Here is a 26,275-nt window from a genome sequence, read left to right on the forward strand (position 1 = left end):
ATTTTAATAAAAAAATGACGTGCTAAATCGTGCAAAGCTTGACTTATCCGCGCCTTAGAAAATCCATTTCTAATGATAGTTCTTGGCTTGCTGCTTGGATTTCCTGATGCTTGTAAATAACACAAATAAAACATGATGCGGTCAAAGTATGATTTTGCCCTGCCATACAAGCGACTTGATGTTGTTATTCTCTTTTGGCCGTGATAAAAATGCGAAACATGATTCAATGGAGTGATGTTTTTATGTGGGATTCAAAAGGTAAATTATTCCGTAAGCGGGTTGACGAAAACCCTCCTCTGCAGGTTGTAGGCGCAATCAATGCCTATTCTGCCATGCTGGCTGAAAAGGCAGGAGCCAGGGCAATTTATCTTTCCGGAGCCGGAGTTGCCAATGCTTCTCATGGCTTACCTGATTTGGGTATGACTGGATTGGCCGAAGTCCTTGAGGACGCACGCCGCATTATCGAGGCTTCTTCTTTGCCTCTTCTGGTGGATATTGATACAGGCTGGGGGCATGCGTTTAACATTGCCCGAACGGTCAAGCTCATGGAAAGTGCCGGTGTTGCAGCTGTCCATATTGAAGATCAAGTGGTTGCCAAGCGGTGTGGCCATCGGCCTAATAAAGCCATTGTCAGCATGCGGGAAATGGGTGATCGCATCAAGGCAGCCACTGATGCCCGCCAAGATGAAAATTTTGTCATTATGGCTCGGACAGATGCATTTGCACAGGAAGGTTTGGATGCGTCAATAGAACGCGCTCAATTTTATATTGAGCAGGGCGCCGACATGATATTCCCTGAAGCATTAACTTCATTAAGCGACTACCGTGCTTTTGCCAGTAAAGTTCAGGCACCGATTCTTGCCAATATCACTGAATTTGGAAAAACGCCTTTATTTACGCGCGCTGAACTAAAGGAAGCAAGGGTGAAGCTGATTTTATACCCTCTTAGTGCTTTTCGTGCCATGTCTTATGCTGCCGCAAAGGTGTACAGAGACATCATTGAATTTGGAACACAAAAGCATATGCTTGAAGATATGCAAACACGCGAGGAATTATACGAAGTTTTGAACTATCAGGACTTTGAACGAAAACTGGATGAATACACGGGAGGACAGGATGACAAATAAAGCAGGCGGCCTAGCTGGCGTTGTAGCCGGACAATCAGCAATAGCAACGGTTGGCCAAGGCGGCGTAGGGCTTAATTACAGGGGATATTCAATTGATGATTTGGCGGAAAAAGCATCTTTTGAGGAGGTGGCCTATTTACTTCTCTACGGCAAACTTCCAAATCAAAGTGAACTTGATAAATACAAAGAAAAATTGATGAGGTTACGTTCCATACCTGAAGATATTAAAACTTTATTAAAGTTAATTCCTAAAAAGGCGCATCCTATGGATGTTTTGCGTACAGCCTGTTCGATGCTTGGCACCATAGAGCCGGAGAATGATTTCAGCGAGCAATATGATATAGCAGATCGTTTATTGGCACTCTTTCCAGGCATAATGTGCTACTGGTATGCCTATCATTATCAGGGAAGAGAAATCACAGGCACAAGTCATGAAGAGACAACAGGCGGTCATTTCCTGGAATTGCTGCATGGAGAAAAACCGCCTAAACTTCATCGGGACATGATGAATGTTTCGCTTATCTTGTATGCAGAACATGAATTTAATGCATCAACTTTTGCTGCCCGCGTGACTGCGGCGACCCTTTCCGATTTTTATTCCGCTATTACCACAGCCATTGGAACATTACGTGGACCCTTGCACGGCGGCGCAAATGAAGCAGCGATGGAATTGATCAGCCGTTTTAGAGCCGCGGATGAGGCAGAACAGCAATTGAAAATAATGTTGGCTAATAAGGAAAAAATTATGGGTTTTGGTCATCGTGTCTATAAACACAATGACCCGCGTTCTCCCATCATCAAAACATGGTCAAAGAAATTAGCTGAATCCCAGGATGATTTACTGCTATATGAAATATCCGAGCGTATAGAAAAAGTTATGTGGGAAGAGAAAAAACTGTTCCCTAATCTCGATTTCTACAGCGCTTCAGCCTACCATTACTGCGGCATTCCAACATCCCTTTTCACCCCCATTTTTGTCATGTCCCGTATTACAGGATGGTCTGCGCATGTATTTGAGCAGCGGGCGGATAACCGGTTAATCAGGCCTACTTCTGAATATACAGGACCTGAGGCAAAATCATTTATCGCAATCGATGAGAGGGAATAACATGCGTTCAGCAGCAGAAGACAATGTTAAACCTGGTTATGATCAGGTCATGGTAGATATAGCCGATTATGTGCTTGATTATCAAATCGACAGTGTCGAGGCTTATGATACAGCCAGACTGTGTTTGATGGACACACTTGGATGCGGAATATTGGCGCTTAATTTTCGTGAATGCACAAAACTCTTAGGGCCCGTTGTACCTGGCGCGATATTGCCCGGCGGTGCGCGTGTGCCAGGCACCAGTTATGAGCTGGATCCTGTCACTGCTGCATTTAACATTTCCACGATGAATCGTTGGCTGGATTTCAATGATACCTGGCTTGCTGCTGAATGGGGGCATCCGTCGGACAATCTGGGCGCTATTTTAGCTGTAGCAGATTATTTGAGCAGGCAAAATATTAAACAAGGGAAAAAGTTGTTGCGTATGCATGATGTGCTGACTTCTATGATTAAGGCACATGAAATTCAGGGATGTATGGCTTTAGAAAACAGTTTCAATCGGGTTGGCTTGGATCATGTCATCCTGGTCAAGCTGGCAAGTGCGGCGGTCGTTGCCAAGTTGTTACGCAATGATAAGGACATGTTGTTACGGACGATTTCCCAGGTTTTTGTCGATGGCCAGAGCCTTCGGACTTATCGTCATGCTCCGAATGCCGGTTCCAGAAAATCCTGGGCGGCAGGAGACGCGGCAGCCCGTGCCGTTGAGCTTGCATTAATCACCGAAGCAGGGGAAATGGGTTACCCCAGTGCGCTTAGCGCCCCGACATGGGGGTTTTATGATGTATTATTTAAGGGAAATAAATTTAAATTTCAAAGGCCTTATGGCAGCTATGTGATGGAAAATGTGCTCTTTAAACTGTCTTACCCTGCTGAATTTCATGCACAGACTGCCGTGGAGTGCGCGGTCAAACTCCATAATGAGGTTAAGGATAAATTGGATGAAATTGACCGCATTGAAATAATCACCCATCAGTCAGCTATCCGTATTATCAGCAAGCAGGGGCCACTGCATAATCCGGCTGATAGAGACCATTGCCTGCAATATATGGTAGCGGTAGCATTAATTCATGGGGATCTTCGCGCCGAACATTATGAGGATGAAGCAGCGCAGGATCCCCGCATTGATAAACTGCGGGAAAAAATGCAAGTCAGTGAAAATGAACAATTTTCCAGGGATTATCATGATCCTGAGAAACGTTCTATTGCTAACAGCATTCAGGTTATTTTTAAAAACGGCAGCAAAAGCGAGCGCGTCACAATAGAATATCCAATTGGCCATAAACGGCGCCGTAGAGAGGGTTTCCCCGTACTGCTGGATAAATTCACGCGCAACCTAAAGACCCAATTTTCAGCTCATAAAACCGAGAAAATTCTTAAGGCAATGGAGGATACCAACATGCTTGCAGAAATGAGTGTTGAAGAGTTTATGACGATGTGGACGGCGGATAATCAATAAAATTCATCCTGGGCTCTGTTTCTGATTTTCCCGTATTAGCAAAGCGTAATACGGGTTAAAGAGTTTTTGATGATCCGGATTTTATTTCAAGAACGGAGGTGATTAAAGTCTTCGTTTAATACCTGCTGTAGCAATAATTTTAGTAGCAATTTCTTCAATAGAATAACGAGTGGAATTCAGAAAGGGGATATGTTCGCGCTGATACATGGCTTCGACTTCGTTGATTTCCCGCCGGCATTGTTCCATGGAGGAATATTGGCTGTCTGGCCGCCGTTCCGCCCGAATCTGCTGTAAACGGACGGGATCGATGGTTAATCCAAAGAGTTTATTTTTATAGGGTTTTAAAATTTCAGGCAGCTTAAATTCCGCCAATTCATTATCGGTAAAAGGATAATTGGCTGCCAAAATGCCAAATTGCAAGGCCATATACAGGCAGCTTGGCGTTTTCCCACACCTTGAAACCCCAATTAAAATGATATCAGCCTTATCATAATCACGTATTTTAATTCCATCATCATGATCCAGGGCGTAATTGACAGCTTCTATACGCAGATCATAAAATTTTGCATTGGATACGCCATGCTTTCGCCCCACCGTATATGAGGACTTGATATTCAATTCCTGCTCCAGGGGTGCTAAAAAGGTGTTAAATAAATCAAAAATGCATGCTTTTGCTTGCTTGATGAAGGCAGAGATTTCCGGATTTACAAGCGTGATAAACACCAAAGGCTTGACTCCGGTTTCTTCATAACATCGGTTTAGCTCTTCAGTCAGTTTCGCCGCTTTTTCCAGATTATCAATGTATGGAATGGTTTTTTTTTCAAACTCAATTTGTTCAAACTGGGTCAACAAGCTATTGCCCAGTGATTCGGCAGTTAATCCTGTGCCGTCGGAAATCATATAGACATGTCGTTTCATAAAATCACATTCATAATTAGAATTACGTTACTAAAAAGTTGCCATTTAAAAATTTGCTACAATTAACAATAAATCTTTTTTCATTCTTGGCAACGAGTTATCTATTTGCTATGTTCAGTTAACTCACCTGCATCAGTGAAGAATTTATTATGGAAAAGAACCGCTATCAACAGAATCATACCCTTTATATTGTGTGCATGATCAATCTTGTGATCAGCATAGCCCTGTTTTCATTTACACTTTATTTATTGCCTTTTCTATTGTTTGGTTGGATTTATGATGTACCCGAGTTTGTGCTCACCTGGCGTGAATGGATGGAGCTTCGGTACGAAATGACCAATCTGGCTGCATCCGGATTTATTTTTACTGTTTTTTTTATTTTTGGATTGATTACAGCATTCATAGCCTATATCACTTCCAACAAAATTGAAAATGAAATTTTTGGGATTAAAACAGAAAATCGGGACAGGGAGATAAGAATCAAGCGCGAAGCGCGGGAAACAGCAAGTGTTTTATCAAAAATTGTGATGATTATTATTTTGGTATTTATTGCAGTCGTGTTGCTTGAATGGTTTTTGTATGTGCCTCCTGTGCGCCAACTATAAGGGAACAATCATGCTATTTTTAACAAGATTCACTATAAAAAGAATAACGCGGAAACTTAAAGCAATGCAGCATTTCCGCAAACATAATCAACCCAGTGAGGAGGCGTTGCAAAAAGAACGCTCATTGTATCAAACGCTTGCGAAAATTTATGACTCATTACGAAAAAATAAAAAATACCCCTTTGCGCGTGAAATGTCCCTGGAATGCTATCGCGCTGCAGCAAATATTGAGGATCCAGAAGCGCAATATATTCTTGGTAAAAATTTATTAGAGGAAGCCAAGTTTCGTGAGGGTTTGCAAAAAGAGGATATTTTTGCAAGCAGCAGCAATGAGAGGCGAATGCGGCAGCTTTATGAAGAAGCGCTGGCTTATCTGACTGCCGCTGAAAATCTGCAACATATCCAGGCCAGGCGTCTGCATGGCTTGTGTTACATCAACGGCTGGGGGGTGGAGCCTGATAAGAAAAAGGGCTTTGATTTAATTGTAGCGAGCATCGAACAGGAAAATAGCTGGGATAAGGTTCCGCAGATTTTTGCGGCTATGGGTTTAAACAAACCTGAATTTTTTTCACAATTGGCTCAGCATAAAAATAGGGGAGCCTAGGGCACATCTTTATTTTAACAAATTGAATTTTATCGTTAATTTTCGCTATTATATCTTTGATATTATTCAGTTTTTTTGTTGAAAATCAGATAATTTTTTTTGGAAAAGAGGAACAAGATCATTATTAATTTTTTCAAGTTCCTTTGTCATCCCTAAAACTTTGTTAGAAGCGTCTCTTGCAGATATAAAATCATGTTTAGTAGTAAATCCTTGAACTTCTGTTTGTTTTTCCTCTAACGATTTGAAAAATTTATTTAATTTTTTCACACTTATTTAATATTTGTTTGGTTGTTATTTGTTTATTTTTTTCGTCATGATTTATCCTGATTGAGTTAAAAATTCCTTTGAAAAACCAGCTGAGGGTAACATAATCAAAGCGGTAAGTAAAAGATTATATGGTGAAAATTTTGAAACCCTGGGAAAGCATAATGAACATTAATATTCTCTTAAGTTTGCTAATCTATAATGTTTAGTCAAAAGTCAAATATCATCATGCTATGCGCTCTGAAATCAAGTTAAAACAATCGCTTTCAGTCATTCCTGTTACTTCCAGAAAAACTTCTCTCATCCTTTTAGGCCTCAGTGAGCGCCAGTTAGAAAAAATTTCTCACCTTGACAGAAGAAAACAATATATTCGCTATAAATACTTGCTGAGCCAGATGCAGTATTCTGCTTTTTGCCGCAAGCATAATATAGATGAATCAAGCGTCTTGGATGAGCTTGATAAGGCATATCAAATAGCCCTTGAATATCAAAGCAATATCAAAACCGAAGAATACAGTCCTTACAGCATTGGGTTACAAGACCTTGAATTGCGAACATCTTATAAAAAGAAAAAAAAGTTACACAATGCCTCAGAAGATCTCACCGCCTCCATCATGATGATCGGGAATAAAAATTCCGGGGTGGAACCGGGTTTTGAGGCAGGCTTGATTGAAGACCTCGTTTTTCATCTTGAAAAAGTTTATCCCGATCTCAAGGAGCGTTTGGACTATTTTAATCATTTTGATGGGGATTTTAAAAAAATATATGATACTCATCGTGAACTTCCGAAGTATCTGGTAAAGCAAGATTATACCCTCTCAGAAAGCGGTAAAATTACTCCTGATGTTGAAGATTTAAAGCGCGCAAATTCCGTTCAGCAAGCATACAAATTTCATAAAATTTATGGAGATATTTACGTTGCCGCCTATAAATTTTTTAAGACAGGAACTCCTGTAGAGAAAAACTGCGATGCTGTTTTGGAAGCATTAACCAATGATCTGGCGCGTGTTGCCGGAATGAAAGTTCAAGAGCAAACACTCTATGAATCAGCCTATGAGACTGGAGAGCTTAAATTATTGCTTAAGGGAAAATGGCTCAGTAATGCCAACATTCTCGGCCCCTTGGCCGGGGGATTGCCAAATAGCCATCAAAATTACCGAGTGATTCCTCTGGACTTGCATCCTGAAGGATTACAATATTTGAGCAACAATTCTATCAGTGATTTGGCAGTATATTATGCAACCGCCATCATTCATGGCGACTATGATATGATAGGCTCCAAAGGCCAGAACAAACTCGAAATTAACAATGAGTTTTATGGCATTGATTTTGGCCATGCGCTTCGGGGTATGAATCAATTGGTAAAAACCCTGTTGCCTAATTTGCATTTACCCGAAAAAACCTTAAAAAAATTCAAGAATTTTTCTATTTTTTACGACGCACCGCGCAGTGAATTAATGAAAGGCGCATTAATCTATGCCAAATTAGCTGGAGTTAGCCTTCCCGAAGCCTTGCTTTCGCAATATGGACCTGAATTTAAAAAGCGTATCGATCAAATCGAAGCAGGGGCTATGGAGAAAGTATTTGCTGATTATAAGAAAAAATTCGAAAAACTTAAGCGAAATAATCCTATCTATCGCTCAGACTGCGAAGCAATTCTTAAAAAGATTGAAGAAACAAGAGAAATTGCGTTTCACGCCAGACAGGCATTTCTGACAAAGCTCGGTAATGCCATTTTTTACCCGCCAAAAATATTAGATATTCTGGAAAATCTCGAAAAAATTTCCATGGGGCCGGAAAAAACAGCGTTGCGCTCGCCTGATAATACCGTACTGCTCAATTATGTCAGAGTCAACAAAGAATCCGACCTGATACCCTGGACATTTAATTCCATCCCCTCTGGATATGAATTTAAGGCTGTTTTTAAATCTGAACCGGATGCGATGAACGCACTTAAAGCCCTGAATAATTTTACCCAGTGTTCTAAAAAAATCGTGGGCATGGGCAGAGAGCTCATACTAACTTGCCCTAAAGAACAATTAGATCTGCTTTCTTCGCAAGTTGCTGATGAACAAATAAAAAAACGCTTTCACCCTAAAGATTATGTCCATTATAAACAGTTTTCACTGGAGAAAAAAATTCAGGAGTTTATAAAACAAAATCAAATAATTCTTAAGCCTATCCAATTATCCATAAAACTGATGCTTCCAGTGCAAAAAAAACCTGTTTATCAATTGGTTTTTTCTGCGTCTAAAACGTTTTCTGCTGAAGAATTATCGCTTATTCACTTCTTTTTTCCAGAGGGCAATGCCGGTCCATCTGAAATTCGAGTGAACTGCAATGCCAAAGATCTGGAAAATACATTGTCCACGCTAACTGAATTTAAAAAACACTATACAAATTACCGAGATCTTGAGGGTAAACTTGAAAAAATTAATAAAAAATATGACTTAAATATCAAAATTAATATTGATTGGAAAAATAAATATTATTATTTGGAAAATGCCTCAGAGTTTAATCAGGAAAATCTTCAGTCTGGAAAGCTTGATGCCCTCTTTACTACTCTGGAATCTTTTGATCTTTTTTTACAAAAACTGCAAGATGGGTGCGACCATGCCCGCAAAGAAATCGATCGTATCAATAAAGCATATGATTTGGATTTAGCCTTAGCAATCAATTGGCAGCAGCAAACATTCAGCATCAGTAGCGAAAGCTTATTTTTTGAAAGTACATCAGGCAAACTATGCGCTTTAGGCGAGTTTATTGAATATATTAAAAAGAAAGTACTCTATAGGGCTCAACTAAAAAATTGCATGGAAAAAGAATTGCGCGACTTGAGCGAGCAATATGGATTGGAATGGTCTTTGGTTATTGATTGGAATGAAAGTACATATAGTTTATGCTGCGCCAAGTTGCCTGCTTTGAATGCAAGCGGGAAACTTGAAGGTTTTTCAATTGCAGTATCGAAGCTAAAAAAACTTCAGCCCATGCTCGAGGAAAAATTGAATGAGATTTTACAGCAGTTGGCAAGAAATCAACATGAGCAAAACCAATCCTATTTTTCATTCTTCTTAGCAAAGTCTGTTCAGGATAAATATAACAAGTATGTCAACAAAACACCTACTGCAGTCTGGCTTAAAGAAACGGTTATAGAACCCTGGCTTAAACATAAGGATACAAGCGATCTGGAATCACTGAGGGATTTAAAACAGCACATTACAGATAGGCTCAAACACGTGCAAGAAAATTTATTGTCAAAAATCCAAAGTAAAATTGATTACAAAAAGGAGGAAAAATTGCTAACGGAGGCTCTCATATTGATTGATATGCAGATCAATCAGAATGAACATATGATAAATAAAGTGAAAAATTTTTAATCATAAATTATGCCCCCTTATCTATTTTCAAAATCCTGAGAGCCAGGGAATGGCTGCCTGTGATTGAAATGCCATCGCGTCGAAGGGCCGCCCTATGCATATTTCAGCCGATTAAGTTTGCTCGAGGGTCATACGGATTGAAACCACATTCATCATGTCTTTCAAGGTTAAAATGCCGTAAAGACGGCCATTTTTGGTCACAATCATGCGACTGATGTTTTGAGCATACATCATCTGCAATGCCTGAATCACTGTGGTATCTGCCTCAATCACAATATCTGAAGGGCAACGCTGCATGACTTCACCTACAGTAATAGTTCTCCAATTATCTTGATTGATCTCTTTGATCTCCTTCAAAGAAATATATCCCGTCAGTTTATCATCTTGCACAACCGGGTAGAGCTTATGATAATAACGATAAAAGTAATTGTTCATCAGTTCTGCAAGCGTTAATGGTTCCGTTACAGTGACAGGATTTGTTTTGGCATATTTTTCAATCGTTTCATTATTGAATATCTGCTTGATAAGCACTTGCTCATAGGATGAGCGTGAAAGCCGTTCAATGAAAAATCCCAAGAGAAAAAGCCAGACCCCCGAGATTAATGCACCTAAAAAAAAATGCATGATGCCAAAAATAATCAGGCTGTAGCCCAGGACTACGCCCCCTTTGCAGGCTATATTGGTAGCCCATATCAAATCACCTTTCCACCACCATAAAATGGAGCGGAACACTCGCCCGCCATCCAGAGGAAATCCCGGCAAGAGGTTAAACATACCAACGACCAGGTTGACTGCGGCAAGATAGGTTATTACAGCAAGCAATGGTTGATACCAATTTAATTCTTCGCCGATTTGGATAAGAGAAAAAAAGAATGCTGCAAGCCCCAGGCTGAACAGGGGGCCTACCACTGCCATTAAAAACTCTGATTTGGGGCTCGAAGGCATGTCCCTCATATGCGCGATGCCGCCAAAAATAAAAAGGGTGATGCCGTCCATTGGAATACCATAAGCGCGCCCAACCAGCGAATGGCATAGCTCATGAAGAATGATTGAAAAAAATAGGCCAAGCGTGCCCAGCAATCCCATGAGCCAATATGTGGATGCCTGCAGGTCGGGCAGTTGCGCTGGAAAGTAACCTACAGCAAGCGTCCAGGTCACAAGCAGGGCTAAAAATAGCCAGGACCAATCCATGCGGACTTCGAAACCAAGCATCTTAAACAAGTGAATCCCGGCTTCAGCTGATGGTTTTTTTTTATCCATGTTTACTACCTGGCGTGTATAAAGCATCCCTTATCTTAAGCATAAGTGCTTAATTTGTTTCTGCAAGCAATGAACCATGGTCCATGCCGCAAAAAATGTATTAATTTGATGCAGGTATTGATTTTTTTGTCTATAGTTATCTTATATTTATAGCTACTTTTTTAAGATATGGCAGTAATACAAGAAAATCGATTACAGGGCGTGGCACAACTTTTGGTGCAGGAAAATCTAATGAATAAGGAGGATGCCTTAACGTACCAAAAAGCTGCCGCAAACAGCAAAGTCAGCATTCAACAATATCTTGTCAGCAACAACATTATTCCAGCCCAAAAGATTGCTTGTTCTGTCGCAAAGAATTTTGGTTTGCCTTTGCTGGATCTGGATAGTATAAAAATTGAATCTTTACCTTTATCATTAATCAGCGATAAGCTAATACAACGTCACCGCCTCGTTCCTTTATACCACAGGGGTAAACAGCTTTATCTGGCGATAGATGATCCAAGTAAACATTTTTCATTGAAAGAAATCCAGTTTCATACCGGGCTTTATCCTACTCCCATTGTAGTAGAAACCGATAAACTCAATGGTTTAATCGATGAGCTGATTCACGCTAAAGAAAGTGAAGGACTTGCTAATTATTTCGAAGACAGCAAAGAATTGGAAGATTTTGAATTCAGCACGGAAGAAGATGAAGCACGGGAAGCGGATACCGCAGCTTTGTCCAGTGAGGATGCACCCATTGTAAAATTTGTTAACCGCATATTGGTTGAAGCAATTAAAAAAGGTGCGTCAGATATCCATTTTGAGCCATATGAACAGGGTTACCGCATACGTTACCGCCAGGATGGCATTTTGAATGAAGTCGCTTCCCCGCCCATAAGCCTCGCAGCCAGGATATCGGCACGCATCAAAATTATGTCAAACCTGGATATTTCAGAAAGAAGGATCCCACAGGATGGGCGGTTTAAAATGAAATTATCCCCCAGCCGCTCTGTCGACTTTCGGGTTAGCACCTGTCCCACGGTTGCCGGAGAAAAAGTAGTGATGAGGATACTGGATCCTGGGGCTACAAAACTGAATATTGAATCTTTGGGTTTTAACGCGGCTCAAAAAGAGAGCTTTATGCATGCCATTAAACGGCCTCAGGGCATGATACTGGTTACAGGTCCAACCGGAAGCGGTAAAACGGTGACCCTGTATTCTGCATTAAATATCCTAAATACCATTGAAAAAAACATTTCAACTGCTGAAGATCCAGTGGAAATCAAGGTTCCAGGCATCAACCAGGTTAACATTCATCCGAAGGCGGGGCTCACTTTCTCCATCGCCCTGCGCGCTTTTTTACGGCAGGATCCAGATATTATCATGGTCGGTGAGATACGGGATTTGGAAACTGCTGAAATTGCAGTTAAGGCAGCGCAAACAGGGCACTTGGTTTTGTCAACCCTGCATACGAACAGCGCCGCAGAAACCCTAACCCGCCTTGCCAATATGGGAATTCCGTCTTATAACATTGCAAGTTCTGTAAACCTAATTATTGCTCAGCGCCTGGTAAGAAAACTCTGTGAGTATTGCAAAACCGTGCAGGTGGATATTCCTGTCCAGAGTTTGGTTGAAATAGGGTTCAGTGAAGATGAGGCCAAGCATTTACAAATTTATAAAGCTTGTGGATGCAATCAATGCACGAATGGTTATCGCGGCCGTATCGGCCTGTTTGAAGTCATGCCGATGAGCAAGGAGCTTGGACGCCTGATTATGTCCGGGGGGAATTCTCTTGATCTTTTAAGCCAGGCTAAAAAGGAAGGCATGTTGACTGTATATGATTCTGGCCTTGAAAAAATTAAAGAAGGTATTACCACAATAGAAGAAGTAAACCGTGTAACGGTAGATTAATATTATGGCCAAAAATACAAATATTTTGACAAATTATCAATGGGAAGGAATAAATCAGTCAGGGGAAAAACTCCAGGGCGTAATTGAGGCAAAAAGTGTTGCAATTGCAAAAAATGAGCTCCGCAAACAAGGCATCATTACCCGCAAGATTATCAAAAAACGAAAAAAATTTTTTGACAGGAAAAACCGGAAAATCAAGCAAGCAGACATTACAGTCTTTAGCCGTCAATTGGCAACCATGATTGAAGCGGGAATTCCTTTGGTGCAGGCTTTTGATATTGTCGCTAAAGGGCAAAGCAACGAACGCATGAAGAAATTGGTTGAAGAAATAAAGAAAGATGTTGAGTCTGGATTAACTTTTGCAGAGGCTTTAACCAAACATCCTGCCTATTTTAATGAATTATTTTGTAATCTGGTGGATGCAGGTGAAAAATCCGGTTCATTGGATATCATGCTGGATAAGGTTGCAACCTATAAAGAAAAAATAGAAACAATTAAAAAGAAAATTAAGAAAGCTTTAACCTATCCTCTGGCAGTCATTGTGATTGCTTTTCTAGTCACAGCGGGTCTTCTCATTTTTGTGGTGCCGCAATTTGAATCATTATTTGAAGGATTTGGCGCGGATCTGCCGGCTCTGACCCGGGGCGTCATCAGTCTTTCAGAATTTTTTCAAGCCTACTGGTATATCATTTTTGGAGCAGCGGGGGCAGGTGTTTATGCTTTTATTTACTTTCGGAACCATTCGCCCGCTTTTGCGCATAACATCGACCGCTATCTTTTAAGGCTCCCTGTTGTCGGGAGCATTTTGCAAAAAGCAGCAATTGCGCGTTTTTCTCGAACTTTATCCATTACTTTTGCAGCAGGCCTTCCTTTGGTTGAAGCGCTGAAGTCGGTTTCTGGAGCCACAGGAAACTATCTATATGCAGAAGCCACCAACAAAATCAGAGATGAAGTATCCAGTGGACAGCAATTGCAGCTGGCCATGGAACGCACACAACTCTTTCCGAATATGGTAGTGCAGATGGTTGCCATTGGTGAAGAATCCGGTGCATTGGAGCAAATGCTGACAAAGGTTGCTGATTTTTTTGAAGAAGAGGTAGACAATGCTGTTGACTCGCTGAGCAGTTTATTAGAACCGATGATTATGGCAATATTGGGTGTGCTGGTGGGTGGCCTGGTCGTGGCTATGTATCTTCCTATTTTCAAGCTTGGTTCAGTGGTGTAAACATGCCTTTTGAATTATTTCTGTTCCACCCCATTGTTTGGTATATTTTTCTTGCGCTTTTTGCGCTTGCGGTGGGAAGCTTGCTGAATGTCATTATTTACCGGCTGCCAATCATGCTTAAAGCAGAATGGACAGCCCAATGCCGAAGCCTGCTCGAATTGCCAGAGGAAAAAGCTGTCAAAAAGATAAATCTGTTCTTTCCTCGCTCATTTTGCCCCCAGTGCCAAACTCCAATTCCGTTCTGGCACAATATACCGCTTTTGAGTTATTGCCTCTTGCGCGCCAGATGCAGGAAATGCCGACGCGGAATACCGCTTCGTTATCCGCTCGTTGAATGCTTGAGTTTAGGTTTTACCCTGTTCGCAGCGTTTCATTTTGGAATAAGCCTTTCCTTGCTTTTTGCGCTTATATTTATTTGGGTTAACCTCTGTATCTTTTTTATTGACCTCGAACATCAGCTCATACCGGACAGTTTAAGCCTCAGCCTTTTGTGGCTTGGGTTAATGGCAAATACTCAGAATTTATTCGCTTCTTTACCCGATGCGGTTTTGACAGCAGCGGCTGCTTATCTGTCTTTATGGCTATTTATCCAGTTATTTTATCTACTGACTGGAAAAATAGGTATGGGGCATGGAGATTTCAAACTGTTTGCAGCCTATGGCGCCTGGTTTGGATGGACACAGTTGCCGCTTATTTTATTGGTTTCTTCTATCATAGGGGCAATCACAGGCCTTATCTATTTAAAAAAAACCAAACAATCCCGCCAAACCCCGATTCCATTTGGTCCTTTCCTGGTTTTTGCGGCATTGATTGCTCTATTTTATGGTGAATCTATAATCAGTTGGTACATCGGGTTGTATCAATAAGCTAAACTCCTATTCTGCACCTTTGTTTTTTGTTCTGGGATGCAGGCTCAGCTCTTCTGAAAATAAGAGTCAGATTCTTTTTATTCTATCCAGTAGCGTGGGTTTGAAGCTAAGTGTATAGTATTAAAATGAACTTGCTCTAAATCAAGCAGATACTTTGTTGAGTAATCAATCCATCAAATTTCGCTTATTGGAACAATGGTTTCGCTCGCCACAGGGCATTCGGGTCGCACAAGCTTTTGCGGCTGAGCTTTTGCCTTTGCGCGAGTCAATAGGTGGACAGACTCTATTACAACTCGGCAATTGTGGCGATAATCTTTGGCTGGCATCTCTCAGATTTCAATATAAATGGATTGTAACTCCTTATAATACCACCCAGAAAAACACGGTCGTTGCTTCATTGAATGCCTTGCCTATTGACAGAGACAGCGTTGACTGCGTGGTGGCGCCTTTAACGCTTGAGGCATTTGCCGATGCAAGATATCCGCTGGATGAAATAGACCGTGTTTTAAAATCCATGGGATATGCGATTTTTTTTGGTGTCAATCCGGTAAGTTTCTGGGGGGCGGCTTTAAAACTCAGGATTGTAAGCTGTTATGGGTATGCTAAAGTGGCTTTAATGTCTTCATTCTCCCTGAAACGAGCCATGGCGCAACGTGGATTTCAGCAGTGTGTCCATAACAGCTTTTATTATATTCCGCCAGTGCGCAGCGAGGCCATGATCCAACGACTTTCATTTTTAAATGAAATGGGAAAAATGATATGGCCCTTTCCAGCGGGGTTTTATTGCCTTATTTTACAGAAATATCATGACAGTCCAATTTGGTTAAAAAAAGCAGTATCAGCAAAGCAATTTTTACTGGATGAGAAGGCCTCATTGCCAGTGACGGGATAGCGTCTTGATTATTTGAATAAAGATGCCAAGATTTTGTATACTATGCGGGATTTATTCTCTGGTAATTTTTATGGCAAATAAAAAGCTTTACCGTATTACTTTTTCACATCTCGAAGCAATATATGAAATATATGCCCGCAAAGTGCATGAAAGTGATTTATTTGGTTTTCTGGAAGTAGAAGAATTTGTTTTTGGTGAAACCACATCGCTCGTGGTTGATCCCTCAGAAGAGCGATTAAAGCTTGAATTTAACAGCGTTAAGCGAACATATATCCCGTTGCATTCCATATTTAGAATAGATGAGGTTGATAAACAGGGTGTTGCGAAGGTTCGCGATAAAACGAGTGAGGCTTCGAAAATCAGTATGTTTCCAGTTCCTCATAAACCCAAAAATTGAGCATAAGGCAATGACTATCCCAACAAAGATTAAACATGTTTATGAAAAATCTACTTGTCTTTATACAACGAAAGAAGTAGAAGCGGCGCTGGATCGCATGGCAATTAATATTCATGAAAAACTTCATGATAAAAACCCAATTCTTTTATGCGTGATGATAGGCGGCCTTGTACCCATGGGTAATTTATTGCCCCGCCTTGATTTTCCTTTGGAGGTAGACTATGTCCACGCAACAAGATATCGCGGAGAAATACAAGGCGGCAAATTACGCTGGATAGTCAAACCTCGGGTAGATTTGCGGGACCGTGCGGTGTTGGTTGTAGACGATATTCTGGATGGCGGCGTGACCCTGGCAGCTATTTTGAATGAAGTTAAAGCAATGGGTGCCGCCGAAGTTTACAGCGCAGTTCTAGTCGACAAGCATCACAAACGAGTAAAAAATGGTTTAGATAAAGCAGATTTCGTAGGACTTGAAGTAGACGATCATTATATATTTGGCTATGGCATGGATTATAATGAATATTTACGAAATGCTCCTGGAATATTTGTAGTTGCCCCTGAACATGAGTAGGACCGAAAATCCGTACCATTGCCTTGCCCAAATTAGGTAAAATCGCAACAAGGGATTCCCGGGTTACTTTTCCCTAAGTATGCTCCAGGTATCGGTTTTATTTAATTTCGACAGGTTGAGTTGCACATAGATCCCGAAGCTTGTCAGGTGATTTGTTTTTTAACCGGAAATGGTTTTAGCGCTTGTGCAATATTCTTATAGAGCTCTGGCAGCCAGCGTGGCTGAGCAAACATGGAAGTTGCAGGCTTATTTAGACGCAGGTCATTAGGTGCGATGATGACGCGGACATGATTTAATCCGACCCGCCGGACTAGCAAAAACAATTGGTTGATAGCGGTGTCGCCAACTGCGAGGCAACCGACAGATGTCGACTTTCCATGCAGAAAAATTTCACCTCCCAGGTTTCGCCTTCCATCCTTACTGGCCTGCAAACGATCAAAATGATTCGGATAATTAATCATCATCGATAAATGATGGGCGCTGAATGGATTAAATGTGGTGAGCCGATAAATGCCTTCAGGAATTTGCAGATCATGTTCCTTAAGCTTGGGTCCCAAACGGCCGCTGAATGCGGTTAAAGGATAAGTGTGAATATGCCGCCATGGTTTGTTAGTGTTTCTTGCCCATAACTGAATATGCCTTTCTTTTTTAAACGCCAGGAGTGCGATCTCTTGAGGAGGATAGGAAACGCCTCTTTGATTGAATTTTTTTTTGAGGGCGGGCTCTTCATGCAGTGCATAACGCTTAATTGCATTATCTATGGCTCTGTCAAGGTTAATCTTGGGCGCCATGGCTAATACGGCGTGAAACTGCAAAAGAAAAATGCTCAAAAGCAAATAGCGCATATTATCAATCAAATCAATTCATAAATTGAATGCCTAAATGTTATCAAAAATTAATCACCAGAACAATTTATAACCAAAATAAAACCAACTTCACTGTTTAATAGGGCCATTATCTTGGTTCAATTGCTTATCCAGTCTCTTGTGTTGGGCAGTCAGTTGTCTGGCGATAAACTCAGGAACGACATCAAGATGGCCTATGGAAGGAATAAGTCCATAATGATTTGGACAAAGATAATAAACTTTTCCTTCTGTACCCACTTTATAATAGATATACCGGCTAAGGCAATATGCTGGCGGAGTGAAGGTAACGACTTGCAAGATTGCTGTGTTCGGAAATCTGTTTTCAATAAATTGTGCGTTAACCCAGAGATTAACCATCAAAAGAATACTGCCGGTTACAAGGCAGGCAACCAAAAATCCGCCTGCTATTCGATAAAATGGATTGAGAGGTTTAAGGTATTTAATTCCAATGTAAAGTAAATCAACCAGTAAAATCAATAAAGCCAGGGAATAGAGGGCTGCATGGTTATAATCAAAATAAGTCCCCAGTATTTCGTTTCCGGCATATTTATATTCTAAAAGTAATGCGATTAACGCTAACCAGAGGGATATTTGAATATAAATTACTCGCTTTTTCCCCAAACCCAGTAGAAGCAAGGCCAAAGCCAGCAAAGGCAAGAGATATTGAATGACATTGGTTAAGGTATTCATTGTAATAATCCTTTATAACACCATGAATTGGCATATTTTATCCTAGTTCGCCTGTTTTGTCTTGACGCATCACGCCTCTACTTTGTTTCAATCTCAGGATCTTTAATCAGCAAAATAGAGGGTATTGCGTTAGGAGGCAAGGATCTAATGTGATTAGCCTTGATATCAAGCTGCTTGATTTTATAGCCTTTCAAAGCGTTAAGGATAAGTTTAAAAGGCAGGTTTTTATCTGTAACCTGCTTATCCTTGATATCCTTGCCCGCAAATTGCAGGCTGCCTAACCATATTGGTTGATCATATTTGCGTACATGATAATTTGAACGCCATAGCCGAAGTATGAGTCGCGGTTGATTTATACTTGATGTATAGGTTAATACAAGCTTTGGTTTCATATGATGATAAAACTGGGCCGTCAAGGGATATTCGTATCCGGTCTCTTTTGCGCCAGTGCGCAGCAGCAGGGAGTATAAGAATGAATCATCATATATTTTCCAACCTGCGGCAACCAAACTCTCCTTTAATGTGTCCAATGACCCAGCATACTGAATGTTAAATAATCCCCTGCGCTGTCCTGTCCGGCTTTTGGGGTAGAGGGGCAAAATTGATTTTTCCTGTGACCACCAGGCATTTTCTGTGAACACATATTGCTTCAGAATGGGTTGATGTATCAACACTTGGTGAGTAAAGTAAATCCAGCAGGAAATTGCTGTACCGACTAAAAGCATGAAGCAGGAAAAAACAATGGGTATGTGGGAACGGGTTTGCTGCTGGCCGACTCTTCTAAAAAATATCCAATGTCCCAAACAGATGCTCAATCCGATGAAGTAAGCCGAAATAACGCTCGTTAACCAATTATCCCCTAAATACAGAATAGAAATTCCTGCAAGAAACAGTGCGATAAAAAAGAAAATACGAACCGCCAAAGTGAGAGTGGTGCGATACCGTGTGCTGATATAAAAAATTAAAAAACCAAGTATGGTTGTCGCCAGGGTCAAATGGAGGTCAGGATAATATGCAGTTCCCGGAACAGTTGTATTGTCAGAAGGAGCAGGTACCTTTATTAGCCATGCCAATATACCGATGGCCAGGGCGGATGAACAGGTGAGACTTAACCAGAAATACAATGTGCGCCAGTCTCGATGATACATAAAATAAATGATAATGGAAAAAACAAGGGTTGCCAGAGACAACGGGTGTATGACTAAGCTTATAAATATAAAAAAAAGATCAAATGTTGGCGTACGGATACTTTGTAAAAAAAGATGCACGGGGGTATTAACAGATTCAATCCAGGCATTTTGAATAACGAGACAGGATAAAAAAACCGTCAACAAAACTGAACTCAGAAACAAGATAAGCAGCGCAACTGTAGGATAGTACTGCTTTTCAAATGCCGGGGTTATAGCTTTAAACCAGTTGGAAAATGCATTTTGGCCAAGACCCCAAAGCCAAAAACGATGCAGATAGGTGCGAAAAAAAAAGTTTAGGTGCTTAAACATCCATTTAATGCCAATAGAGATTAACCAGATGGCAACAAGCAGAAGAATAACAAAGAGAAAAAGCCGGCTTGCTCTTTCTGTCGATAATTCGTTGCCTACTGCGCCTATTAATATACCAGGCATTACATATAAAATTGCCCAACCGATTGCTGAAACCACATTGGCAAGAAGAAACTGCCAGTGATTCATATGCATCATGCCTGCAATGACCGGAATAATTGAACGTAAGGGTCCTATAAACCGTCCAATCAATACACTTTTACCGCCATGTCTTGCAAAATATTCTTTTCCATACTTCAGCCAGTGAGGATAGCGGCTGAAAGGCCAGATATAAATGAGGCGATGATGAAATTTGTATCCCAGCGCATAACTTGCCGTATCGCCGACAATTGCGCCGAGAGTTGCTGCCAGCAAAGTCAAATCAATACGCATTACACCTGAACCTGCAAGAATACCGATGGCTGTCATGGTGACGGAGCCGGGTATGATACTGCCAATAATGGCTAATGATTCACTAAAGGAGATAAGAAAGGTAATCAACAAGGCCCAATGCGGATTATCATGCAGCCAAATGCTTAACGGTTGTAAATAATCAGTAAAAAAATCCATGGCTTAGGGTTCAAAAACGGTTAAAAATTTATCTGTGAATGCGCTGCTTGCCATATCGATATCAATGTCTGGAAAAAAATCTTTTATTTGCGTCATTTGCAATTTCTGATAACCGCATGGGTTGATGCCCGCAAATGGCTTAAGATCCATATCTACATTTAAAGCAATACCATGATAGGCGCATCCATTTTTTACCCTTAAGCCGATGGATGCAATTTTTTTTTCCTGAACATAGACTCCGGGAGCTCCACAGCGGGTTTCAGAGAAAATGCCAAATTCGTTAAGGACTGCCATCAGTATCTGTTCCAAATGGCATACCAGAGTGCGGATACCCATTTTTTTTCGTCTGATATCCATTAGGACATAAGCGACGAGCTGTCCTGGACCATGATAAGTGACTTGCCCGCCCCGGTCAGACTGCACAACAGGAATTGATTCAGGATTCAGTATATGTTCTTTTTTCCCTGCCTGGCCTTGCGTATACACAGGGTAATGCTCGAGAAGCCATAATTCATCTGGTGTAAAGTTATCCCTCTCCAGTGTAAAGCGCTTCATTTCATTCCAGATTAACTCATACGGTTGTATGCCAAGCTTTTTAATATTAATCATTATAATACCATCTTTGTATCCGGGTGACTGGTTAGCTCTTCATAGAGTGCGTCCAGTGAATCCTGATCCAGTGCCAAAACAGTAATACTGATTGCAAGATAATTGCCTCGCTGGCTTTGTTTTGTAGAAATTTTATCATCTTCAATGCCTGGGAAGTGCTTACGGGCAATTGAAACGATTTCCTCTATAAATAAATGCTTATTATCACCAATAATTTTAATTTGAAAATTACAGGGAAATTCCATTAATGTTTTTTTATCAGTCATGTTCTAACTCACGGACAATCAGATCGAGCCTTCCGGCTTGCAGCAAGGTTAGTTGTTTTTTGCGATATTAACAAGAAAAAAAATTATCTGGTTTACTGAAGCAATTCAAGATATTTATCATTGATCAGTCGCCAGAGTGAACCTCTATTTCCTTGATTCAGTGGAATTTTGTTGATGTGAGAAACTGGAAAAATTTCTTTCGTCGTGCTGGTAATCCATACTTCTTTCGCCTGCAAAAGCGCGTCTTTTTTTATTTTTTCTTCGCTGAAGGGCAGGCGAAGAGAAGCAAGCAACTCCAAAATGACCTCACGAGTGATGCCTGGGAGGCAAAGGTGGTCTAAGGGAGGCGTAATAATTTTGTCTTGTTGTGTGACTATAAAAACATTGCTTGAACTACCTTCAGTAATAAAACCGTTACGGACTAAAATCGCTGTATCAGCGCCGGATGCAACGGCGTCATGGTTGAGTAATATATTGGCAAATAGCGCGGTAGTTTTTATATCACAGAGAAGTCCGCGGGTATCTTTAACCAATTTTATCCTTAGTCCTCGCTCCTTATCCTTAAGCGTTGGGTAGGGGGAATGCTGCGTAAAAGCAATAACGGAAGGCGTCAGGCCTTGTGGAATATTATGTTTCCGCAGGCCTTCATTGCCGCGGGTTACCTGCAAATAAAGCTGCAAATTTCCTCCGCCGTTTAAATGAATCAATTCCTGAAAAACAGACTTGAAATCGATTTGCGGCACTGGAATCAGCGCTTTTTTCAGATTGCCCAACAGGCGTTTGAGGTGCCGCTCCATAAAACAGATACGGCCATCATATACTGGTATAACTTCGTAAATGCTGTCAGCAAATAGAAAACCTCTGTCAAAAACAGAAATTTTGGCATCAGCTGCATCAAAAAATTCCTGGTTTATAAATACTATACCTGTCATATTCAGAATAATTAAGAACCAAACCATCCTTTAAATGTCAAACGAATGCTGTCTTTCATGCGTTTGAATAAGCCGCCTTTTTCTACATCTTGTAAAGCGTATAAAGGTTTGTTTGCAATAATATTGTCATCAAATTTAATGACAAGTTCTCCTATTTGATCACCTTTTTTGACAGGTGCCTGGATATGTTTCGGGATCTTGGTGTTAACGGACAGCCGTTTATACTGGCCTTGAGGAATGGTGACAAATTGAGGCTCGTTCAAGCCGACAGCCACAGTATTATCTTTACCCTTGTATATTGGAAGCTCGGTTATGGTTTGGCCTGACTTATAAAGCTCATGGGTTTCGAAAAAGCGAAAACCGTAATTTAGCAGGCGTTCACTGTCATCCGCCCTGGCTGTTTCACTCGGCGAACCGAGCACCACAGCAAGCAAGCGCATGTTATCGCGTTTTGCTGAAGATACAAGGCAGTATCCTGCATCATTAGTATGGCCGGTTTTAACCCCGTCAACCTGGTTGTCGCGCCATAACAGACGGTTGCGGTTAGGCTGGCGAATGCCGTTAAAAGTAAACCATTTTTGTTTATACCAGTGGTAATATTGAGGAAAATTATTAATTAAAGCGCGGCCGAGAATAGCTAAATCTTTGGCGGTAGTATATAGCTTTTCATCTGGCAATCCCGTGCTGTCTGTGAAATGGCTGTTTTCCATGCCAAGGTTTTTAGCTTGCTGATTCATAATTTCAGTAAACGCCTGTTCAGTGCCGCCCAGATGCTCAGCCATTGCTACGCAGGCATCGTTTCCTGAATCTACGATGATGCCTTTTAAAAGATCTTCAATGCTTACCATTTGTCCTTCTTTGACAAACATGCGCGAACCGCCGGTTTTCCAGGCTTTCTCGCTGATACGCACTGTGTCTGCAAGCTGTACTTGACCATTATTGAGCGCATTTGAAATGACGTACAAGGTCATCATTTTGGTTAAACTTGCCGGCGGTAATTTTTTTTCGCTGTCTTTTTCCGCGAGAATCTTGCCGCTGTTTACATCGATGAGTATATAGGCCTCTGCGTTGAGACTTGGCGGCGCCGGGATAATGAGAGGGTTATTGCTTGCAATGCTGCTAGGAATGGTATTGGGGCTCTGGGGAGGATTGGCATAAAAAATACTTGGGTTAAATAATAAAGAGATGAACAATAAAAGTGGCATCAGAAAATTGAAACGTTTGTTCATGGTGCTATCCAAAGTTAAAATACATTTATCTTATCACGGCTTTAAAAACCAACCAACAATAGCGTAATTTAGCTCTTTTTTCTATTCAAGCCGGATTTGTTTTCGCTCAAGGTCAAACCATCTTTTTGGCTGTATCATGCAATGTTAAGGTAACCGCGCGCAAATAGAATCTATCTTTTTCGTATATGTATGATTCAGAGGTTTTGGCGTCATGGCATTCTTTAATCAAAGTGATATGATCTTGCCCTCAACCAGATCTGGTTTTAAGATGAAAAAAATCACCGTTTTTAGTGTATTCATATTCAGGACAGGAGATAATATTATTTTATCTTGCAGAGGACGTGCGGCTGATGATGTCGCTCATGTCTTTAAGAATAATAATTATAAATCAAGAGAAAAATCATGCGGTTGCAATTTATTCTTATCGTTTTATTGCTATGCAGTTGTCAAACTAAATCCCCGCTCACTCATCATAGTACCGTAGAGGTAAAATCGCCACAACATAAAAAAACAAACACTCATATTTCACCGCCCCGAAAAAACTTGGGCCAAACTGAAGAACGGGATGGCGCCCCCAAAGAGCCGGTTGCGTATACAGCCAAACAAGTGAAACCCGTCAATGAACCTTTAAGCCGCTATGGGAACCCTGCCGTATATAAAGTGAATGGGACGCAGTATGAGGTCAAACCCACATCTAAAGGTTACTATGAACGGGGGTTGGCTTCCTGGTATGGAACCAAATTTCATCAAAAACGCACATCAAGCGGCGAGGATTATGATTTATATGCCATGACTGCGGCGCATAAAACACTCCCATTGCCTACTTATGTGAAAGTTAAAAACCTGTTGAATAACAGGGAGATTATTGTGAAGGTCAATGATCGGGGTCCTTTCCATAAAGATAGGATCATTGATTTGTCTTATGCCGCGGCAAGTAAGCTTGGCTTGCTTCCCAAGGGGACAGCGCCGGTAGAAATCCGGGCTTTGACCACGCATGATCCTGAGAAAAGTGCCCAATATTACCTTCAGGCAGGCGCTTTTTCGAATCCTGATTTGGCGCAATCTTTATACGGTAAATTGAAAAAATTATTATCTGCGCCAGTTCACATTGAAAAATATCAAACATTCCACGTAGTGAAACTCGGCCCTTTCATGAGCAGGGAAGCCGCGGAGAGGGCTAAGGTACTATTAGCAGAGAAAGGGATTAAAAATGTATTTTCATTATTGCAATAATGATTTGCACAATCTATTGAAAAAATCATCCACTTAGCTTTAGCCTTTCGCTGGTTTTGCAGAGAAGTACGAAGGGCTCAAATTTTGGTGATAGGGAAAAATCGCTCATCCCTTCCGAGGAAAAGTATGCTCGTTTTTCCCATTGTTCGAATTATTATTACCGGTATTGTTATTTTTTGCATGCTCTAAAAAGTGGCGTGAACTCATGTTTATATTTTTCATTAATTCAGAAGCTTTATCCAGCAACTTCTCTATTTTCTGATCATTTTTAGTATGACAAGCCAACTTGGGAGGAGTCGATGGAGTTTGAGCATGTTGAGGACGTTGAAAAAAGAGACGCATGGCAAATCCTTGGTTGAACAAAAAATAAACATAATGTTACTATTAATTTTATAATACTTCAAGATCAATCATCAAGAAGTGTATTTAATTACTGTTTAAGACAACAAATTGCAATCAATTTTTTTTTGCAAAAAATTTCTACTCTGACTTATTGAATCGCTTCTTAATATTGTCTTAATTTTGCGTATTTATAATGACCCATATATATGGATATTTTTATCTGGCTTGAGCTACCTATAGCTTAAAGTTTTATCCCATATAATGAGGTTTCCAATGAAAAAAACCATGCAAAGTACCACCTTGACCTTAAAGACTTTATTCAAACCGAAGGATTGGAAACAAAAGATGGAATTCCTTGAGGGACAAGCCAAGCTGGGCGTTATGATTACCGGTGATTTAAAAAAAGAATTTGAAACTTACCAAAGAATGAACTATAAGCCCGCAACCCATAAAAAAACAGTAGAATTTTTTGAAAAACAACAGGAAATAGGAGTTCAAATTTCTGCTGATATGAAAGAAGCTATGCATGAGTTTTATAAAAAGCAAGCTCCCAAATCCACTGATGTTGAATTTAAGCACTTGGAAGATTTAGCTAAAATGGCCAGCGGAACCCTTTTCACAACAGCCATGGGAATTGCCGCTGTTTACCCGCAATATGCCGGCTACGCAAGTTTAGCATCTTTTGCCAACATCCTATTTAGGCCCTATTTTGAAAAATTTTTAATTCATTCTCTTGGAACCTTATTAAAAGATCACATCAAAGAAGATAAAAACGGCAAAAAAACAATTGATGCTGCCATTTTTATGACTGCATTGATTGCTATTGCTTTCTGTGTATTTCAGTCAATCAAGCACATAGATTTAAAAAAGCAATTTGATTCACTGATAAGCGCTTATGATAATACGGTGCATAATTGTTATGATATGTGTGAAGAATATATTAAATTCGTTAAGATAGGCATAAAGCATTTAAGGCGCTTGAATGACCTGGAAAATGAGTTTAATCAAAAGGTTGAGAACAAGTCCCTAACTCAGCAAGATATCAATAACTATAACGATACAAAAAAAGAAATTATTTTAAAATTAGAAAATATTTTTAACGAGTTAAAAATTCATCAAGAAGATTATGAAAATGCAAAGAATAAATTCATTGAATCTCGTGAAAAAGTCAAGGAATTTGCCGCGGCAAATAAATTTGAAAATAATGAAAAATACCAAACAAGATATTCTGAAACCAAGCCCGGCAAGCAATTGGAGAAGCTGGATAACTCTGTAAACTCATTAATTATTCAACACAGTAAATTTGAGGGCTTGAGGACTCAAAATGAAACCTTGGGGGATAAAAATAATAAAGCAATTCTTGATTTTAACAGCCGTATTCAGGAAACAGAAAACAACAGTGCTTCAAAATCAAGCTGGAGACTTTGGTAGAGG

Annotated in this window: 25 protein-coding genes; 14 read left to right on the forward strand and 11 right to left on the reverse strand. The window is 40.5% G+C overall.

Annotation, left to right across the window (positions count from 1 at the left end; genetic code table 11):
• The first annotated feature begins 242 nt into the window (after positions 1-242).
• Genes prpB through Llon_RS04590 form a run of 3 tightly spaced genes read left to right on the forward strand, consistent with a single transcriptional unit; the run spans position 243 to position 3,691 of the window.
• Positions 243-1,127, forward strand: a complete 885-nt coding sequence (prpB, locus tag Llon_RS04580; RefSeq protein ID WP_058528882.1) for a methylisocitrate lyase — start codon at positions 243-245, stop codon at positions 1,125-1,127.
• On the forward strand, positions 1,117-2,235 hold the full coding sequence (prpC, locus tag Llon_RS04585; protein ID WP_058528883.1) for a bifunctional 2-methylcitrate synthase/citrate synthase: 1,119 nt from the start codon (positions 1,117-1,119) through the stop codon (positions 2,233-2,235). The genes prpB and prpC overlap by 11 nt, the downstream gene beginning before the upstream one ends.
• Position 2,236: 1 nt before the next feature.
• The gene (locus tag Llon_RS04590) at positions 2,237-3,691 is read left to right on the forward strand and encodes a bifunctional 2-methylcitrate dehydratase/aconitate hydratase (RefSeq protein ID WP_058528884.1); all 1,455 of its coding nucleotides are present in this window, start codon (positions 2,237-2,239) and stop codon (positions 3,689-3,691) included.
• Positions 3,692-3,793: 102 nt separating this feature from the next.
• On the opposite strand, the gene ppsR is transcribed toward Llon_RS04590, so the two are convergent.
• Positions 3,794-4,609: a posphoenolpyruvate synthetase regulatory kinase/phosphorylase PpsR gene (ppsR, locus tag Llon_RS04595; RefSeq protein ID WP_058528885.1), complete on the reverse strand. Its 816-nt coding sequence runs from the start codon at positions 4,607-4,609 to the stop codon at positions 3,794-3,796.
• 149 nt (positions 4,610-4,758) lie between these two features.
• Between ppsR and Llon_RS04600 the strand changes: the two genes are divergently transcribed.
• Entirely contained in the window at positions 4,759-5,214 is a 456-nt protein-coding gene (locus tag Llon_RS04600; RefSeq protein ID WP_058528886.1) for a hypothetical protein, read from the forward strand.
• Between the two features lie 10 nt (positions 5,215-5,224).
• A complete protein-coding gene (locus tag Llon_RS04605; RefSeq protein WP_058528887.1) occupies positions 5,225-5,818 on the forward strand; it encodes an SEL1-like repeat protein in 594 nt (197 codons plus the stop codon).
• A 66-nt stretch (positions 5,819-5,884) separates the two neighbouring features.
• Here Llon_RS04605 and Llon_RS04610 read toward each other — a convergent pair whose 3' ends face one another.
• The gene (locus Llon_RS04610) at positions 5,885-6,085 is read right to left on the reverse strand and encodes a hypothetical protein (protein WP_058528888.1); all 201 of its coding nucleotides are present in this window, start codon (positions 6,083-6,085) and stop codon (positions 5,885-5,887) included.
• 230 nt (positions 6,086-6,315) lie between these two features.
• Here Llon_RS04610 and Llon_RS04615 point away from each other — a divergent pair, with 230 nt between their 5' ends.
• The gene (locus tag Llon_RS04615) at positions 6,316-9,459 is read left to right on the forward strand and encodes a hypothetical protein (protein WP_058528889.1); all 3,144 of its coding nucleotides are present in this window, start codon (positions 6,316-6,318) and stop codon (positions 9,457-9,459) included.
• A 111-nt stretch (positions 9,460-9,570) separates the two neighbouring features.
• On the opposite strand, the gene Llon_RS04620 is transcribed toward Llon_RS04615, so the two are convergent.
• Complete coding sequence (locus tag Llon_RS04620) at positions 9,571-10,719, reverse strand: site-2 protease family protein (protein ID WP_058528890.1); 1,149 nt, start codon at positions 10,717-10,719, stop codon at positions 9,571-9,573.
• Between the two features lie 168 nt (positions 10,720-10,887).
• Here Llon_RS04620 and pilB point away from each other — a divergent pair, with 168 nt between their 5' ends.
• The 6 genes from pilB (at position 10,888) to Llon_RS04650 (ending at position 16,566) form a co-directional block, all read left to right on the forward strand.
• A complete protein-coding gene (gene pilB / locus Llon_RS04625) occupies positions 10,888-12,612 on the forward strand; it encodes a type IV-A pilus assembly ATPase PilB (protein WP_058528891.1) in 1,725 nt (574 codons plus the stop codon).
• Positions 12,613-12,616: 4 nt separating this feature from the next.
• Positions 12,617-13,837, forward strand: coding sequence for a type II secretion system F family protein (locus Llon_RS04630; protein ID WP_058528892.1), 1,221 nt, complete (start codon positions 12,617-12,619; stop codon positions 13,835-13,837).
• 2 nt (positions 13,838-13,839) lie between these two features.
• Entirely contained in the window at positions 13,840-14,703 is an 864-nt protein-coding gene (locus Llon_RS04635; RefSeq protein WP_058528893.1) for a prepilin peptidase, read from the forward strand.
• Between the two features lie 157 nt (positions 14,704-14,860).
• Positions 14,861-15,598 (forward strand): class I SAM-dependent methyltransferase, encoded by a 738-nt coding sequence (locus Llon_RS04640; protein ID WP_058528894.1) that lies wholly within the window; start codon positions 14,861-14,863, stop codon positions 15,596-15,598.
• A gap of 70 nt (positions 15,599-15,668) precedes the next feature.
• A complete protein-coding gene (locus Llon_RS04645; RefSeq protein ID WP_058528895.1) occupies positions 15,669-15,995 on the forward strand; it encodes a DUF1820 family protein in 327 nt (108 codons plus the stop codon).
• Positions 15,996-16,005: 10 nt separating this feature from the next.
• The gene (locus Llon_RS04650) at positions 16,006-16,566 is read left to right on the forward strand and encodes a hypoxanthine-guanine phosphoribosyltransferase (RefSeq protein ID WP_058528896.1); all 561 of its coding nucleotides are present in this window, start codon (positions 16,006-16,008) and stop codon (positions 16,564-16,566) included.
• A gap of 143 nt (positions 16,567-16,709) precedes the next feature.
• Here the strand turns inward: Llon_RS04650 and Llon_RS04655 are convergent, their stop codons facing one another.
• From Llon_RS04655 to Llon_RS04685, 7 genes are all read right to left on the reverse strand, one after another.
• A complete protein-coding gene (locus tag Llon_RS04655; protein WP_115336870.1) occupies positions 16,710-17,411 on the reverse strand; it encodes a L,D-transpeptidase family protein in 702 nt (233 codons plus the stop codon).
• Between the two features lie 90 nt (positions 17,412-17,501).
• A complete protein-coding gene (locus Llon_RS04660; RefSeq protein WP_058528897.1) occupies positions 17,502-18,122 on the reverse strand; it encodes a hypothetical protein in 621 nt (206 codons plus the stop codon).
• 77 nt (positions 18,123-18,199) lie between these two features.
• Positions 18,200-20,230 (reverse strand): VTT domain-containing protein, encoded by a 2,031-nt coding sequence (locus Llon_RS04665; RefSeq protein ID WP_058528898.1) that lies wholly within the window; start codon positions 20,228-20,230, stop codon positions 18,200-18,202.
• A 3-nt stretch (positions 20,231-20,233) separates the two neighbouring features.
• Positions 20,234-20,836 (reverse strand): lipoyl(octanoyl) transferase LipB, encoded by a 603-nt coding sequence (gene lipB, locus Llon_RS04670; RefSeq protein ID WP_058529099.1) that lies wholly within the window; start codon positions 20,834-20,836, stop codon positions 20,234-20,236.
• A 2-nt stretch (positions 20,837-20,838) separates the two neighbouring features.
• Positions 20,839-21,105, reverse strand: coding sequence for an HP0495 family protein (locus tag Llon_RS04675; RefSeq protein ID WP_058528899.1), 267 nt, complete (start codon positions 21,103-21,105; stop codon positions 20,839-20,841).
• A 92-nt stretch (positions 21,106-21,197) separates the two neighbouring features.
• Positions 21,198-22,037 (reverse strand): aminotransferase class IV, encoded by an 840-nt coding sequence (locus Llon_RS04680; protein ID WP_058528900.1) that lies wholly within the window; start codon positions 22,035-22,037, stop codon positions 21,198-21,200.
• An 11-nt stretch (positions 22,038-22,048) separates the two neighbouring features.
• The gene (locus Llon_RS04685; RefSeq protein WP_058528901.1) at positions 22,049-23,266 is read right to left on the reverse strand and encodes a D-alanyl-D-alanine carboxypeptidase family protein; all 1,218 of its coding nucleotides are present in this window, start codon (positions 23,264-23,266) and stop codon (positions 22,049-22,051) included.
• 402 nt (positions 23,267-23,668) lie between these two features.
• Here Llon_RS04685 and Llon_RS04690 point away from each other — a divergent pair, with 402 nt between their 5' ends.
• Complete coding sequence (locus Llon_RS04690) at positions 23,669-24,499, forward strand: septal ring lytic transglycosylase RlpA family protein (RefSeq protein ID WP_058528902.1); 831 nt, start codon at positions 23,669-23,671, stop codon at positions 24,497-24,499.
• Positions 24,500-24,604: 105 nt separating this feature from the next.
• On the opposite strand, the gene Llon_RS04695 is transcribed toward Llon_RS04690, so the two are convergent.
• Entirely contained in the window at positions 24,605-24,841 is a 237-nt protein-coding gene (locus Llon_RS04695) for a hypothetical protein (protein WP_058528903.1), read from the reverse strand.
• Between the two features lie 273 nt (positions 24,842-25,114).
• On the opposite strand from Llon_RS04695, the gene Llon_RS04700 reads away from it, so the two are divergent.
• Positions 25,115-26,272 (forward strand): hypothetical protein, encoded by a 1,158-nt coding sequence (locus Llon_RS04700; RefSeq protein WP_058528904.1) that lies wholly within the window; start codon positions 25,115-25,117, stop codon positions 26,270-26,272.
• The last annotated feature ends 3 nt before the right edge of the window (positions 26,273-26,275 follow it).

It is taken from the genome of Legionella londiniensis (assembly GCF_001467825.1).
GTDB classification, from domain to species: Bacteria; Pseudomonadota; Gammaproteobacteria; order Legionellales; family Legionellaceae; genus Legionella_A; species Legionella_A londiniensis.

Excerpts from the sequence above, each read along its gene's own strand:
- Llon_RS04590 (WP_058528884.1), top strand. The coding sequence starts at position 2,237 with ATGCGTTCAGCAGCAGAAGACAATGTTAAACCTGGTTATGATCAGGTC.
- Llon_RS04630 (WP_058528892.1), top strand. The coding sequence starts at position 12,617 with ATGGCCAAAAATACAAATATTTTGACAAATTATCAATGGGAAGGAATA.
- Llon_RS04645 (WP_058528895.1), top strand. The coding sequence starts at position 15,669 with ATGGCAAATAAAAAGCTTTACCGTATTACTTTTTCACATCTCGAAGCA.
- Llon_RS04660 (WP_058528897.1), bottom strand. The coding sequence starts at position 18,122 with ATGAATACCTTAACCAATGTCATTCAATATCTCTTGCCTTTGCTGGCT.
- Llon_RS04695 (WP_058528903.1), bottom strand. The coding sequence starts at position 24,841 with ATGCGTCTCTTTTTTCAACGTCCTCAACATGCTCAAACTCCATCGACT.
- Llon_RS04675 (WP_058528899.1), bottom strand. The coding sequence starts at position 21,105 with ATGACTGATAAAAAAACATTAATGGAATTTCCCTGTAATTTTCAAATT.
- Llon_RS04620 (WP_058528890.1), bottom strand. The coding sequence starts at position 10,719 with ATGGATAAAAAAAAACCATCAGCTGAAGCCGGGATTCACTTGTTTAAG.
- Llon_RS04665 (WP_058528898.1), bottom strand. The coding sequence starts at position 20,230 with ATGGATTTTTTTACTGATTATTTACAACCGTTAAGCATTTGGCTGCAT.
- Llon_RS04690 (WP_058528902.1), top strand. The coding sequence starts at position 23,669 with ATGCGGTTGCAATTTATTCTTATCGTTTTATTGCTATGCAGTTGTCAA.
- Llon_RS04680 (WP_058528900.1), bottom strand. The coding sequence starts at position 22,037 with ATGACAGGTATAGTATTTATAAACCAGGAATTTTTTGATGCAGCTGAT.
- ppsR (WP_058528885.1), bottom strand. The coding sequence starts at position 4,609 with ATGAAACGACATGTCTATATGATTTCCGACGGCACAGGATTAACTGCC.
- Llon_RS04655 (WP_115336870.1), bottom strand. The coding sequence starts at position 17,411 with ATGCGCTATTTGCTTTTGAGCATTTTTCTTTTGCAGTTTCACGCCGTA.
- pilB (WP_058528891.1), top strand. The coding sequence starts at position 10,888 with ATGGCAGTAATACAAGAAAATCGATTACAGGGCGTGGCACAACTTTTG.
- Llon_RS04685 (WP_058528901.1), bottom strand. The coding sequence starts at position 23,266 with ATGAACAAACGTTTCAATTTTCTGATGCCACTTTTATTGTTCATCTCT.
- Llon_RS04605 (WP_058528887.1), top strand. The coding sequence starts at position 5,225 with ATGCTATTTTTAACAAGATTCACTATAAAAAGAATAACGCGGAAACTT.
- prpC (WP_058528883.1), top strand. The coding sequence starts at position 1,117 with ATGACAAATAAAGCAGGCGGCCTAGCTGGCGTTGTAGCCGGACAATCA.
- Llon_RS04615 (WP_058528889.1), top strand. The coding sequence starts at position 6,316 with ATGCGCTCTGAAATCAAGTTAAAACAATCGCTTTCAGTCATTCCTGTT.
- Llon_RS04650 (WP_058528896.1), top strand. The coding sequence starts at position 16,006 with ATGACTATCCCAACAAAGATTAAACATGTTTATGAAAAATCTACTTGT.
- Llon_RS04635 (WP_058528893.1), top strand. The coding sequence starts at position 13,840 with ATGCCTTTTGAATTATTTCTGTTCCACCCCATTGTTTGGTATATTTTT.
- prpB (WP_058528882.1), top strand. The coding sequence starts at position 243 with ATGTGGGATTCAAAAGGTAAATTATTCCGTAAGCGGGTTGACGAAAAC.
- Llon_RS04700 (WP_058528904.1), top strand. The coding sequence starts at position 25,115 with ATGAAAAAAACCATGCAAAGTACCACCTTGACCTTAAAGACTTTATTC.
- Llon_RS04600 (WP_058528886.1), top strand. The coding sequence starts at position 4,759 with ATGGAAAAGAACCGCTATCAACAGAATCATACCCTTTATATTGTGTGC.